Below are 13,403 nucleotides of genomic sequence, written 5' to 3'. Positions count from 1 at the left end.
GCCGCCGCGCCCAGCAGGGCCATGACGACCAGGGGGTCGGCCGCCCAGCGGCGGGCCGACCCCACGGTCACATCGGCCACGGGCAGATCGTCTTGGTGCAGGAGCCGCCGGCGCTGCAGGTGAAGCCGTCGGAGCAGCGGTAGGTGTAGCCGTCGCTGAACTTCCAGTGCCAGGAGTCCCACGTGCCCAGCCAGCAGTCGTCGGGCCGGTGCAGGTAGTAGCCGGTGGACCCGGGGGCGTTCTTGTGCCAGCCCACCAGGTTGCCGGCGCCGTTGCGGTACTTCCAGCAGCAGCTCCGGGTGGTGCACATCTGGGAGGGCCCGCACTGGATCCCCCGCTCCGTGTGGTCACTGGCGTAGTCGGCGCACGGGCCGGTGTTGGTGTTGGTCCAGTCCTCCCAGTAGGCGGCCTGGGCGGAGTCGGTGGCCCGGTTGACCAGCACCAGCGAGCCGAGCCCGACGGCGGCCCCGGCGCCGAGCACCGAGCCGAGGAAGGTGCGGCGCGTCGGGCGGGGGCGCAGCCGCTTGCGCAGCCGTCCCTCGTCCGCGGCGGGCAGGTCCTCGAACCTGATTGTCGGTCGGGTGCTCATGGTGACTCCTCGGTGAGCGTCATGGATCCTCGGGTATGCCGGAGCCATCCGGCCAGGTCGGTGTCCTCCTGCGGCAGGAGGGCGTCCACGATGGTGCCGCTGGTGTCGAGCGCCATCAGGTAGGGCGTGACGGGGACGTGCAGCTGGTCCAGCAGGGGGCGTCCCTGCGGGACACACCGGCCGGTGCCGGCGAGCGCTGCCTCGGCCGGCTCGCAGCTGCCGGTGGACACGGCGACCACGGCGACCGATCCTGCGGCGACGTCCGGGATCGCGGCCAGGCCCTGCAGTGTCTGGGTGCAGGAGGGGCAGCCGGGGGAGACGAACGCCACCACGGTGCGGTGGGCGTGCGGGTCCGGCAGCGCCGCCAGGTCGCCGCCCGGGGGAAGTCGGAAGCCGACCAGGTCACGGGTGCTGCGGGCCGGTCCGGCGCCGCCGAGCCGCCCGATGCCGCCGTCGGAGGAAGCGCCGAGGCTGCGCTGGCTGAGCAGCATCACCTGGCGCAGCAGCCCGGCGAAGGCCAGGGCCAGCAGCACGATGGCCACCCAGGCCAGGGTCACGGCGGAGGCGAGGAAGCTCATCGGGCACCCCCCGCGGGCGCGTGCGCCAGGGTGAGTCCGTCGGGCACCGCGCGCGCGGCCGGCAGCAGCGCGACGGTCACGGCCAGGGTGAACGCGGCCGCCACGGCGAGCAGCACCTCGGGCAGCGGCCGGGCGCCCAGCACCCACCCGCCCGCGGTGAGCGCGGCCGCGCCGGCGAAGAGCGCGAGCACCGCCGCGCGGATCACGCTCGCCGGGCCGACCGCGGCCTCCCCGATCCCGCATGCGCAGGGAATGTCCGTCTCGGGGTGGGTGCGCAGCACCGCGAGGAGGTATGCCGTGAAGCCGGCGCAGAGCAGGAACGCGCCGGCCCCTGCGACCCGGGTGAGCAGGACCGGGTCACCGGCCCCGGCCAGGGCGAGCAGGGCCAGCACCGCGAGCCCGGCCTCGGCGACCGGGAGGAGCACTGCCACCGGGCGGCGCAGCGCAGCCGGCAGCACGCCGTGCACGAGCAGTCCGGAGCGCAGCGCCACGGGACGGCGCAGGTGTCCGACCGCGGAGGCCAGCAGCACCAGGGCCACGGCTCCGAGCAGGGCGGGAGACAGCACGCTCATCGCCGGTCAGCCCAGCCTCGTGGTCGTCGCCTGACAGGACGGTGGCGACGCTGTCCAGCAGCGCAGGGTCCCCGGGGATGCCGTAGACGACGAAGTCGGCCGCCTCCAGCACGGCATACGCGTGCCGCTCCTCCTCCGAGGAGCGGGTGAGCCACCCGCCCGTCACCTCGACGCCGGCGTTCTCGCGCGGGACGTCGTCGGTGCGGGTGCGGCGGATGTCCATCAGGAAGCCCTGCTCCTGGCCCACCTCGACGACCTGGGCGACCGTGTGCGTGCGGGTGGGCGACCACCCGACGGGGCCGGACAGCGACAGGACCGGCCCGTCGTCGTGCGGCTCGAAGGACACCGAGGCCAGGTAGCTGGAGAGGCCCTCGATGTCCATCGTCGGCACGGTGAAGCCATAGACCTCGTGCGCCCCGACGGTGACCGAGAAGGCGAAGCCGGAGGCCGGGTCCCCGCCGTAGCGTCCGTAGCGCAGGGTGCCCCCGTCGCGCAGCGTCGTCTCGCCCGTCAGCGTGCTGCCGGAGATGGACAGGTAGAACTCGAGGTCCCCGGTGGTGCCCGAGTTCACCTCCAGCTCGGCGCCGTCCAGGGACAGCACGCTGATCGCGGTGGATCCGGGCAGGGCGGCCGCGTCCGGGACGTCCAGGACGAGGAGGTCGCCGTTGAGCAGTCGGCGGTTCTTGCGCATGGTGTGGGTCAGCCCTTCGTTGGTGGCCAGCTGCGGCTCAGTTGTGGACGACGGCGCCGAGCTGGTCACGGACCAGCGAGCTGACGACCGGCGTGCCGCCGAGGACCACCCCGGCGTTGAAGTCGAGGGAGTTGATCCGGCTGCTCACGACCGGGGGCAGCGAGCCGTAGCGGGTGAGCGCGACGGGCACGCCCTGGCTGCCGGCCACCGCCGCGCCGGACAACGCGTCCGGGAAGTTCGTGCCCGTGGCGACGAAGACCCGGGGCAGCCCCTGCGGGAAGGTGGCGGCGACCTGCGCTGAGGTTGCGTAGCGGTCGCTGCCGGCGATCCGGGTGACATTGCCCGAGCGGGTGTAGCCCCGGAGCTGGTCGATCTGATTGTCCGGGACGGCGCTCTTGCCGCCGAGCACCACGATGTCGCCCGGGTTGAGCCGCTCCAGCTGCTCGGCCACGGGGTCGGGGATGCCGTTCGGGCTGGTGTAGATCACCGGCACCTCGCGGCGGGCGGCGACGGCACCACCCGACAGCGCGTCGGGGTAGTCCTCGCCGGTGGCGACGTAGACCCGGTCCACGCCCGCGGAGTAGGTGGCCGCGATTTCGGCCGACGTCTCGTAGCGGTTGTCGCCGGCGAGCCGGGTGACCTCGCCGCTGCGGGCGTACTTCTTGGCGGAGTTGACCACGGCGTCGTTGACGGCACCGGCACCGCCCAGCACGACGATGCGGTTGGGGTTCAGCCGGGTCAGCTCGGCCTGGATCACGCCAGGGATGGAGCCCTTCTTGACCAGGAGCACCGGGCTGTCGGACTTGCCGGCGAGCGCGGCGCCGCTGAGGGCGTCCGGGAAGGACTCCCCGGAGGCCAGGTAGGCGACCTCGACGTTGGGGGAGAGCAGCCGGGAGACCGCGGCGGAGGTGCCGTAGCGGTCGTTGCCCTGGATGCGGGTCGTGTTGTTCTTGCTGCAGGTGTAGATCTGGATGTTCTCCAGCCACCAGGTCTGGGTCTTGCCGGCCGCCCGCTTGTGCTCGAACCAGGGGCCGAGGCGGCCGCTCTCGTCCTGCGTGGCGGAGGTGATGTCGTAGACCCGGCCGCCCCAGTTCGACCCCATCCCGACCTGCTTGTTGACCGAGTTCACATTGGCGCGGGCGGTGCTGGCGGCGGCGTTGCCCTTGGTGGCGAACGCGAGCATGGTCTGGGCCCCGACCGGCGCCTGGGCCCAGTTGGTGAACATCCAGTCGGTGGTGTTGTTGGCGTTGACCACCGACCGGGCGGACAGCCCGTGCAGGTTGCTCTGGGTGCGGGCCCAGCCGTTGTTGAAGCGACTCTGCGGGATGCCGCTGTTGAACTTCTCCTCCAGCAGAGTGGCCGAGCGGGTGTTGCCCTCGGGGCACGGCGCCCTGTCGGCGAGCCCGGAGTCCCAGGTCACGGCGGTCGCCGAGGCCTGCGGGTCGAGCGAGGCGGGGTCCTCCGGATCGGCCGATCCCGGGGTCAGTGCGAGTGCCCCGATCACGGCGGCCAGCAGCCCCCCGGCGAGCATCCTGCGGTGTCTCATCTCGTGCCCCTCAGCAGACGGTGATACAGCCGAGACGTTATCGGACGCCCGAAAGGTTGCATAGCATTCCGGATTCGTCCCGCCGGGTCGGGATGTCAGACTGCGGTGGTGCGAGCGAGCGACCGCTGGGGCGGGGACCGGGGGGAGGAGATCGTCCTGCTGGCGTCCCGTGCCGCCTCGCTGTCCGATGGTCCCCCGTGGGGCGAGGACCCGCCGGGGGTCCGCGTCCGCCAGGTGGTCCGGCCGCGGCTGCGGGTCTCCGGAGCCGGTGTCCTGGGCCGCGGGGCGCGGGAGCGGTGGCTGCGCCGCGCACTGTCCGACACGGTCCTGTCCGACACGGCCCTGGTGGTGAGCATGGACCCGGCGACCGACCGGGCGCTGGAGGGGATGGGTGCCTCGCTGGGGGACTGCCCGATCCTGCGGTATGCCGAGCGAGACCGGGTGCGGTCCGGGACCACGGCGCTGGCGGAACTCGTCGACCTGTTGCGCGGGATGGTCGCCTCGGGTCCCGGGCGGCGCACCCTCACCGACGGGGAGAAGGAGACGGCGCGGGCCCTGGCCAGCACGGTCGCGGAGGCGGACCTGCCCGGCGTCCTCCTGCCGGTCGAGGAGCTGGCCGAGGTCGGACGGGGTCTGCTGCCGGTGCTCGGCATCGTCGCGTCGGCCACCCTCATGCACCGGGTGCTCGACGGCCTCGACCTCGCCCAGGCTCCGCACGCCGGGGCCAGCGGTCTCGCCGCCCAGCAGGCCTCGGCCCGGCTCTGGGTGGCCCGTGACGAGGAGGACTTGCCGGGCGAGGAGCAGTTGGCCGAGGCGGCAGGGTCGGCGCTCGCGGGGGCCGATGGGGCGATGGCGCAGGGGACTCCGGAGCTGGCCCGCGGCCGGCTGACCGACGCGCTGACCCTGCTCTTCCACCGGGAACGTCACGCGGAGGTGGTGTCCACGCCCCTGGTGCGGGACCCGGCCGGCTTCCTGGGCCCGCTGTGGCGCAGCGCCGCCTTCACCGGCCTCGTCGGCCAAGGCCGCACGGAGCGCGATCCGGGAGTTCGGGCCCCCGTGGGTGCGGAGCACCCGCCGGACGTATTGGTCCTGGAGGGGTCCTACGGGTCGTTCCACGGCCCGGTCGTGGAGGCCCTCTCCGCAGTAGCCCGGGTGCAGGTGGCGCGCCCGGACGATCTCGACCCGTTCCTGGGCAAGCGCTTCCTCGACGTCGCCGTGCTGGAGGCCTTCGCCGCGCTCCGGGGCGCCGGGCCCGGCAGCGGGGAGGACCCGTGGGCGGTGGCCGACCTGGTCGCCGGGCTGGAGGAGCGGCTGCGTCCCCTGCTGGAGCAGGCCGACGTGGTGTTCACCGACTGGGCGGACCGGGCGACGGTGTGGGCCTCGCACCTGGCCCCCCGCGACACCCGACTGGTCGTGCGGATCCACAGCCTCGACGCCCTCGACCCGTGGTTCCACCTGGTCGACTGGACCGCGGTGGACCAAGTCCTCGTGGTGAGCGAGCCGTTCCGGGTGCTGGTGGAGCGGATGCTCGCGGTCGCCGGGGCCGACGTCCCCGTGGCCGTGGTGCCGAACCTGGCGGCCGTCGGGGAGGTGGACCTCCCGAAGGATCCCGATGCCCGCACCACCCTGGGCATGACCGGGTGGGGCCGCCGGGTGAAGGACCCGCTGTGGGCGCTGGACCTGCTGGCCCGCGAGCCGTCCTGGCGACTGCTGCTCATCGGGCCGCTCCCGACGCCCGGGATGTCGGGGCTGAGCAGCGGCTACGCCACGCAGGTGCGCCGCCGGCTCCGGGACCCGGACGTGCGGGACCGCGTGGAGGTGGTGGGCTGGACCGACGACGTGGCCGGCCAGTTGCGGCGCGTCGGGGTCATGCTGAGCACCAGCCGGCGCGAGTCCTGGCACCTGGGGCTGATCGAGGGCGCAGCGTCCGGGGCCGTGCCCGTCGTGCGCGATTGGCCGTCCCTCGCCCCGGTCGGCGGCGCCCGGGCACTGTTCCCCGCGGACTGGGTCGTGGCGGACCTGGACGAGGCCGAGGCACGGGTGCGGGCGGTCACCGAGCCAGAGGCCTGGGAGACCGAGCGCCGGCGGGCCCAGCACGAGGCGCTGGCGCTGTTTGATCCGGTCGCGGCCGCCGGGCGCTACCGGGAGCTCATCCTCGGGCCCTGGCTGCCGCCCTGAGCGGCCACACAGCCCCGGGGCCGAGCGTCGGCGAGGCGCGCGAACCCCGCCGGTCGTGAGACGATCTTCCGTCGTGACCCCGACCGCCCCGTCCCCCGAGCGTCCGGCGGGCTCGCGGTTCCGGCGGGACGTCGAGGGCCTGCGGGCCCTGGCCGTGACGCTCGTCCTGGTGCACCACGCGGGGCTCGCCCTGCCCGGCGCCGGCTTCCTGGGCGTCGACGTGTTCTTCGTCGTGTCGGGGTTCGTCATCACCATGCAGCTGCTGCGCGAGGTGGACGAGGAGGGCAGGATCAGCCTGCTGCGCTTCTACGGCCGTCGCGCCAAGCGGCTGCTGCCCGGGGCCGCCGTCGTCCTGGTGGTGACGGCGCTCGCCTCCTGGCTGCATGGTCTCCCGGGTCCGCTGGGAGACCATCGCCGGCGACATCGCCGGCTCCGCCCTCTACGTCGTCAACTGGGTCTTCGCGGCACGCTCCGTGGACTACCAGGCGGAGGACCTCGACCCCTCGCCGGTGCTGCACTACTGGTCGCTGGCGGTGGAGGAGCAGTTCTACATCGTGTGGCCCCTGGTCATCCTGGGTCTGGCCTGGCTGGCCCGGACCCGGGCCCGGCAGCGGGCCCGGCGTGCCGTCCGCGCCGGCCTCCACCGCAGGGTCTCCGACGTCCCCGGCCGGGGCGCGCTGGCGCTGGGGATGCTGGTCCTCATCGTGCTGCCCTCCCTCATCTGGTCGCTGGTCTACACCGCCCAGGTCCCGGAGCGGGCCTTCTTCGTCACGACCACCCGGTTCTGGGAGCTCGGGGTGGGTGCCCTCGTCGCGATCGGCGCGGCCTCCTGGGAGCGTTGGTGGGGGTGGTTCGGGGCCGTGCTCGGGTGGCTCGGCCTCATCGCCATCGGGGTCGCCGCCGTGGTCTTCGACACCAGCACGCCTTGGCCCGGGTGGGCGGCCCTGGTCCCCGTACTGGGCACCGCCGCGGTCATCGCCGGCGGCTTCGGCGCCGCACGCTGGGGGCCGCAGGCGGTGCTGGGGCGGGCGCCGCTGGTGTGGGTCGGCGGCATGTCCTACTCCCTCTACCTGTGGCACTGGCCCGCGCTGCGGGTGGCCGAGTGGCAGTGGGGTGACCTCGACCCGTGGGCGGGAGCGCTGGTGGTGCTGGCCTCGGTGCTGCCCGCCTGGCTCTGCTACCGCCTGGTGGAGCGCCCGGTGCGGTATGCCGAGGGGCTGGCCCGGTCGCCCCGCTTCGCCCTGTCCGTGGGCCTGAACGCGAGTCTGGTGGCGCTGCTGGCCGGGGTGCTCCTCGGGTTGGCCGCCACCTCGTCGGTGGGCACCGCCGCCGGCGGTGGGCAGGTGTCCACCGGCCGGCTGGATGGGTCCCCGACCTCCCCCGACGCGGGCCGGGAGGGCACCGGACGCACTGCTCCCGGGCTCCCCGAGACCTGGACGCGTGACGAGGCACCCGAGGAGCCGGCCGACCCCGGACCGACCCCGCCCACGCGGGAGGTGCTGGACGGGGAGCCGTTGGCGGAGGTGATCACCCCCGACCCCGTCCGCGCGGCGGCCGATGCCCCTGCCCTGGTCGAGGACGGCTGCCAGGTGGGGAACAACGACTCCGCCGTCGGCTCCTGCGAGATCGGTGATCCGGACGGGACGATCGAGGTGGCGCTGGTCGGGGACTCCAAGGCCGGGCAGTGGGTCACCGCCCTCGACGCGATCGGCCGGGAGAACGGCTGGCGGGTCATCGTCTACACCAAGTCGGCCTGCGCCTTCACGGACGCGTTGACGGTGGTCGACGGCGAGGACTACGGGAGCTGCCGGGCCTGGGGGCAGGCGCTGTTCGAGCACCTCTCCGGGGACGGGCGCCCGGACGTGCTCCTCACCTCGGCGGTGCGGGGCAGCGCTCGGGGGGCCGGTGAGTCACCGTCCGTGGACACCCTGGTGGCCGGCTACGTCTCCTACTGGGAGCCGCTGGCGCGGGAGGGCGTGCAGGTCATCGCGCTGTCGGACACCCCACAACCCGGGATCGACGGGACCGTCTACGAGTGCGTCGCCGAGCACCCCGAGGACCACGAGACAGCCTGCTCCTGGGCCTACACCCAGAGCTTCGGGTCGCAGGCGCTGAGCCAGGCGGTGGCGGCAATGCCCGCCGACACCGCGCACTACGTCGACCTGGACCCGTGGATCTGTCCGGAGGGGACGTGCGACGCGGTGCACCGCAACCTGCTCACCTATCGGCAGGGATCGCACCTGACCGCGACGTTCGTCACGGTGCTCGCCGAGCCGCTCGCGCAGTTCCTGGTCCCGCTGGTCGGACGTGCTCCGGAGACGCTGCGCTGACGGTCAGCAGCCCGGGGTCGCCCACGAGCCCCGGCGCCGCCTGGGCCAGCGCGGCCCGCCCGGCCTCGTCCAGCTCCGGCGCCGCCACCCAGCGGGGGCGCACCCCCCACCAGCGGTCGCAGCAGTCGGAGACCTCGAGCAGGTCGACCGGCAATCCGGTCCCGTCGGGCTCCAGCAGCTCCGGCGTCAGGCGGACCTCCACCGACTCCACGGCCAGCCGGCAGGGCTGCGCGGTGGCCAGCAGCAGCACCCGGGGGTCCAGCACGATCAGGTGGGCGACGGTGACCGGCTCGACCCGGCTCAGCGGGACCAGGGTGTCGTCGGCCAGGAAGCGGGTGAACCACTCCGGGTGCATCTCCGGTCGCTCCCCCATCTCGGCGAGGGGGAGCTCCAGGTGCCACAGGCCGGTGCGCCCCTGGGCGGCACGCGGGAGCTGGGGGTCGTCCGCGCCCGGGGGTGCGTCCGAGAAGTCGCCGAGGTAGGCCAGGTCCACCCGGTCCCAGTCGGGAGCACCGGGCAGGCCACGGAGGAAGGACCGGGGCACCGGGAACGGGGGCTCGTTGTCCGGGCCCAGCACGGGGCCCCAGGCCGGGACCTCCCCGCCGAGGGACTCGTGCCAGGCGCGGTAGGAGCCCCGGAAGACCAGGCGGTCCGGGGTCGTCCACTGGTAGGTGAAATCGCCCCGCGACAGGCTGCCGGTGCGCAGCCGGGTGACCGCCAACGGGGTGCGGGTGTCCAGGATGGGTCCGGCGAGGGTGGTGATCCGCTCGGCATACTCGGAGTCGGCTCCCTTGCGGATGGCCGCGAACGGGCCGATCCGGTCGAACACGTCCCGGCGGACCATCAGGCTGGAGGCGTTGGGTCGGGTCGTGGCGATAGCCGAACCACTGGTGCGTCAGGTCGTCCTTGGCACGGACCGCCATGCTGCGGCTCGCGGGGGCGGAGGTGTCCTCCAGCAGGAGCCGCACCTGGTCCTCGAGGCGCTGTGGGTGGGACCAGTCGTCGGCGTCCTGGAAGGTGATGAACTCACCCCGGGCCTGCTGCAACGCGGCGTTGCGGGCCAGGTAGCTCCCGCCGTTGCGCTCCATCTGCAGCAGTCGGGCGCGGGGGTCGCTGCCGACCGCGCGCTCGAAGACGTGCTCGTAGCCGGGACCGGAGGCGTCGTCGACCACCAGGATCTCCAGGTGGTCCCAGGTCTGGGCGCTGATGGAGGCGATCGAGCCGAGCAGTCCCTCATCCGGCTGGAAGCACGGCATGATCACCGTCACCATGGGCCCGGTGGCCGCGTCTGCGGCGGGGGCAGCGGGCTCGGCGCCGAGCTGGTCGAAAAGGTGCTGGGGGACGGTGCCGTCGGCCTCGGCCCACGCGGGCACGCGCACCCGGATCGGGGCGAGGTCCTTGTCGGTGAACACCCGGGACAACCGCTGCTCCCAGCCGCGGTGGGCGTCGGGCTTGGCCGACGAGCGGGCGGTCGCCAGGAGCGGGTTCGCCAGGTCGGTCAGCAGGTACCGGTGCACCTGCTTGGGGGGTGTGACGTCGCGCAGCAGGGCGCGCAGCTCGTCGTGCCAGCCGGCGAGGAAGAAGGCCTGCGGCGCGGCGCGGCGATGGAACTTCGGCAGCTCCTCGAACAGGTCGGACCGCCACAACCGGCGGTAGAGCGCCGCCGCGGCGGTCAGGTCGAGGTCGTCCCGGTCCAGCCCCACCCAGGCCAGCGCCAGCGCGGCCGTGGCCCGGTAGCGGTCCTCTGCGGCGATCAGCCGGGGTGCCGGGCCCTCCCGGGTCTGGTCGGCCAGCTCGCGGGCACCCATCCGGCCACCGGTCGCCGTGAGGGCCAGGGCGTCCAGCGCCAGCTCCGACTTGGTCCGCAGCGCCAGGTGGGCCAGCGCGTCGGGCCGGGTGCGGGCCACCTCGTGCCACAGCTGCCAGGTGGTCCAGTAGCCGGCGCGCTCGGTGAGGGGGACCGTCCGGTCCGGCGCCTGCGGGGTCTCCACGTGCGGGCTGGTCGTCACCACGCCTGTCCCTGCCTCCCTGTCCTGTCCTGCTACCCCGTCCACCGGTCCCGGTCGGGCGACCCACGGGGTGGTGGTCGGGCCCTCCCGAGATTACGGGGTACCGTAATCGCTGCACGATCGGCAGGCTGCGTCTCCTCGCGCCGGCCGGATCCTGATGGAGGAGGGACACCGGGTGAGGTCAAAGTACCTGCTGGCCGGCGTCGTCGTCGCGGCAGTGCTGTCCGTGGTCGGCGTGGTCGGCGCGGTGCTCGAGTGGTGGTGGCTCGTCGTCGCGGCCGGGATGGCGCTGCTCAGCGCCACCTTGTCTGGCTGCCCTGGACGCCGACCGGCGGGTCCGGTCCCTGCGGCCCTACATCCGGGGCGAGATGGTCCGCACCGCGGGCAGCTCGAAGAAGGCGGCTCCGAGCAAGAGCGAGCCCCCACCGATCACCCCCGCCGACATCGTCGGTGCCGTCAAGGTGCTGCAGGCCCAGTACGTCGGCCGGATGGACCGGATGCAGACTCACCCTCGACGAGGCGGTCGCCCTGGTCCGCGCCGAGAGCGGCGGGGACGACCGTCCGTCCGGCCCCCGCGAGCAGGCGTGACGGAGCAACCCGACGCACCGTCCGTGCTGGCCACCCGGCAGCAGGTGGCGCGCGACCACCTCCGGTTCCTGCCGGAACGCGACCAGACCGCGCTGGTCACGACCGCTGCTGCGGACCAAGTCGCTGCACGGCCGGGAGATCCTCGTCGAGCGGGCCTGGCCGGGGCACACCCCCGGTGATGTGGACGCGTGGGTGGACAGCGGAGACCCCTGGCCGGTGCTGCGTGACGACATGGATCCGGAGTGGATCGGCTCCTACGGTCAGGTCCTGGCGGTGCAGACCGGCACCCCGCAGGACCGCGCCCGCGGGCGGGCGGTCCTGGAGGCCGTCGACGCCGCCGGACTCGCGGACGCGCTGCGCCCCCGCTCCCTGGAGATGCTCCTGCAACTGCGTGTCGCCGACCGGGACCGGGCGGCGGCACGACAGCTGGTGGACCACCCCGCCGTCCGCACCGGGATGGCGCAGGCGGTGCGCTGCCGACCTGGCCAACCCCTGGCTGTTCGACGGCGCCGACGAGAGGGAGTGGCTCGCCACCCTGAACCTGGCCCTGGACGCCGAGGACTGGGCGCCGCTGGAGCTGCTGCCGCCCGACGCCGAGGGCCTGCTCACCCCCTTCGACCGGCTGCAGCTGCCGGCACTCTCGAGCCGGTGCCCTCCCCGACCCGGATCACGGTGCTGATGAGCGCATTCCGGCCGGGTCCCCCGTTGTTGACGGCCGTGCGCTCGCTGACCCGCCAGACCTGGACGCAACCTGGAGATCCTGGTCATCGACGACGCCTCGGGGGAGGAGTACCGGCCCGTGCTGGACGAGGCTGCGGCCCTGGATCCCCGGGTGCGGGTGATCCGTAAGGCGGTCAACGGGGGCACCTACCGGGCCCGGAACACCGGGATGCGCCAGGCCACCGGGGAGTTCCTGACCGTGCTGGACTCCGACGACTGGCTGCACCCCCAGGCGTTGGAGCGCGGGGTGCGCACGATGCTCGCGCAAGCCGGGGATCCTGGCCACCCGCGGTCAGGGGGTGCGGGTCAGCGAGCAGTTGGAGCTGAACCGCCCCGGCTACCTGCCGCGGGTGACCTCGGCGCCGTCGCTGATGATCCGGCATCCATCCCGGTGGTCGACCGCATCGGCTACTTCGACCCCACCAGCAAGGGCGCCGACACCGAGTATGCCCGCCGCATCAACGCGGCGTTCGGCACCCGTGGTGCGGGACGTCCCGCCGGGTGATGACCTTCCTGCGGGGTGGTGACACCCTGTCCTCCAGCGAGTTCTCCCGCGGCTGGCGGCACGGTGCGCGGCACGCCTACAAGTGCGCCTTCGGCCCGTGGCACCGACCGGATCCGCGCGGGGGAGGCCTCCCCGTTCCTGGACCCGTCCCAGCCGCGGCGCTTCCCCGAGCCGCGCCGGTGGGCCAAGCCTGCCGCCCCCGACCTCGCCGCCCCGGAGCACTTCGACCTCTGCGTCGCCGGGGACTGGCGCCGGTTCGGCGGGCCGCAACGCTCCATGCTGGAGGAGATCGCCGCGGCACGGCGGGCGGGACTGCGGGTGTGCGATCATGCACCTGGAGGCCTTCCGCTTCATGACCAGCCGGGACGATCCGCTGTGCGCGCCGGTCCTGGAGCTGGTGGACTCCGGGGACGTCGAGTGGGTCCACCCCGACGACGACGTGGACATCGACGTGCTGACTGATCCGCTACCCCCCGATCCTGCAGTACCCCCCGGCGCCGGGCCGGGCCACGGTCCGGGCCAGGCAGGTGCTGATCATGGCCAACCAGGCCCCGTTGGAGCCCGACGGGGACGACCAGCGGTATGTCGTGTCGCGACGTCACCGAGCGGACCCGGGAGCTGTTCGGCCAGGACCCGCTGTGGGTGCCGCAGGGACCGACCGTGCGCCGGGTGCTCCTGGAGCAGGACCCGACCGTCCGGCTGACGCCGTGGGACAACCCGGGGCTCATCGACCTCGCCCACTGGCACGTCCGGGACCGCGGTGCCCCCGGCTCGCGACGGAGGGGCCGATCGTGGTGGGTCGCTACTCCCGCGACAACATCATCAAGTTCGCCCCCGCCCTGGAGGAGATCCGCCGCGGCTACACCTTCGACCACCGGCTACGAGGTCCGGATGATGGGCGGGAAGAACACCCTCGCCGCCCTGGCCCGCGCCGACGGGGGTGACCTGGAGGACCTCCCCGAGAACTGGCTGCGTGCTGCAGCACAAGCAGGTGGAGGTCACCGAGTTCCTGGCCGGGCTCGACTTCTTCCTCTACCTGGACAACCCGCACATGCACGAGGCCTTCGGGCGGACCCTGCTGGAGGCGGCGGCCAGCG

11 protein-coding genes and 2 pseudogenes are annotated in these 13,403 nt (G+C 73.8%); 7 read left to right on the top strand and 6 right to left on the bottom strand.

The features are described 5' to 3' along the window. Positions 1-67: 67 nt before the first annotated feature. The 4 genes from AC1QRC_RS03175 to AC1QRC_RS03160 all read right to left on the bottom strand — a co-directional run bounded on the left by AC1QRC_RS03175 (position 68) and on the right by AC1QRC_RS03160 (position 3,976). The gene (locus AC1QRC_RS03175; RefSeq protein WP_484205388.1) at positions 68-589 is read right to left on the bottom strand and encodes a hypothetical protein; all 522 of its coding nucleotides are present in this window, start codon (positions 587-589) and stop codon (positions 68-70) included. Then, entirely contained in the window at positions 586-1,167 is a 582-nt protein-coding gene (locus tag AC1QRC_RS03170) for a hypothetical protein (RefSeq protein WP_484205387.1), read from the bottom strand. Before AC1QRC_RS03170 ends, AC1QRC_RS03175 begins: the two co-directional genes overlap by 4 nt. Next, entirely contained in the window at positions 1,164-1,739 is a 576-nt protein-coding gene (locus AC1QRC_RS03165; RefSeq protein WP_484205386.1) for a MauE/DoxX family redox-associated membrane protein, read from the bottom strand. Before AC1QRC_RS03165 ends, AC1QRC_RS03170 begins: the two co-directional genes overlap by 4 nt. A 728-nt stretch (positions 1,740-2,467) precedes the next feature. Beyond that, positions 2,468-3,976: a cell wall-binding repeat-containing protein gene (locus AC1QRC_RS03160; RefSeq protein ID WP_484205385.1), complete on the bottom strand. Its 1,509-nt coding sequence runs from the start codon at positions 3,974-3,976 to the stop codon at positions 2,468-2,470. 108 nt (positions 3,977-4,084) lie between these two features. Between AC1QRC_RS03160 and AC1QRC_RS03155 the strand changes: the two genes are divergently transcribed. The 3 genes and pseudogenes from AC1QRC_RS03155 to AC1QRC_RS03145 all read left to right on the top strand — a co-directional run bounded on the left by AC1QRC_RS03155 (position 4,085) and on the right by AC1QRC_RS03145 (position 8,484). Then, on the top strand, positions 4,085-6,154 hold the full coding sequence (locus AC1QRC_RS03155) for a hypothetical protein (protein WP_484205384.1): 2,070 nt from the start codon (positions 4,085-4,087) through the stop codon (positions 6,152-6,154). A gap of 55 nt (positions 6,155-6,209) precedes the next feature. Beyond that, positions 6,210-6,482: pseudogene (locus tag AC1QRC_RS03150) on the top strand (acyltransferase family protein); the annotation flags it as partial. A gap of 55 nt (positions 6,483-6,537) precedes the next feature. Next, complete coding sequence (locus tag AC1QRC_RS03145) at positions 6,538-8,484, top strand: acyltransferase family protein (protein ID WP_484205383.1); 1,947 nt, start codon at positions 6,538-6,540, stop codon at positions 8,482-8,484. On the opposite strand, the gene AC1QRC_RS03140 is transcribed toward AC1QRC_RS03145, so the two are convergent. Together AC1QRC_RS03140 and AC1QRC_RS03135 are read right to left on the bottom strand one after the other, a co-directional pair. Beyond that, entirely contained in the window at positions 8,411-9,313 is a 903-nt protein-coding gene (locus AC1QRC_RS03140) for a hypothetical protein (RefSeq protein WP_484205382.1), read from the bottom strand. The two genes, AC1QRC_RS03145 and AC1QRC_RS03140, sit on opposite strands and share 74 nt — an antisense overlap. A gap of 67 nt (positions 9,314-9,380) precedes the next feature. Continuing rightward, positions 9,381-9,755, bottom strand: a pseudogene (locus AC1QRC_RS03135) (glycosyltransferase family 2 protein); the annotation flags it as partial. 1,106 nt (positions 9,756-10,861) lie between these two features. On the opposite strand from AC1QRC_RS03135, the gene AC1QRC_RS03130 reads away from it, so the two are divergent. The 4 genes from AC1QRC_RS03130 to AC1QRC_RS03115 all read left to right on the top strand — a co-directional run bounded on the left by AC1QRC_RS03130 (position 10,862) and on the right by AC1QRC_RS03115 (position 13,250). Continuing rightward, complete coding sequence (locus AC1QRC_RS03130) at positions 10,862-11,260, top strand: hypothetical protein (protein ID WP_484205381.1); 399 nt, start codon at positions 10,862-10,864, stop codon at positions 11,258-11,260. Positions 11,261-11,472: 212 nt separating this feature from the next. Then, entirely contained in the window at positions 11,473-11,760 is a 288-nt protein-coding gene (locus AC1QRC_RS03125) for a hypothetical protein (protein ID WP_484205380.1), read from the top strand. Between the two features lie 72 nt (positions 11,761-11,832). Then, positions 11,833-12,306 carry a glycosyltransferase family 2 protein gene (locus AC1QRC_RS03120; RefSeq protein WP_484206563.1) on the top strand — a complete coding sequence of 158 codons (474 nt, stop codon included), beginning with the start codon at positions 11,833-11,835 and terminating at the stop codon, positions 12,304-12,306. Between the two features lie 791 nt (positions 12,307-13,097). After that, the gene (locus tag AC1QRC_RS03115; RefSeq protein ID WP_484205379.1) at positions 13,098-13,250 is read left to right on the top strand and encodes a hypothetical protein; all 153 of its coding nucleotides are present in this window, start codon (positions 13,098-13,100) and stop codon (positions 13,248-13,250) included. Positions 13,251-13,403 lie beyond the last annotated feature (153 nt).

It is taken from the genome of Ornithinicoccus sp. (genome assembly GCF_057176825.1).
This window is presented reverse-complemented; position numbering and strand designations above follow the sequence as displayed.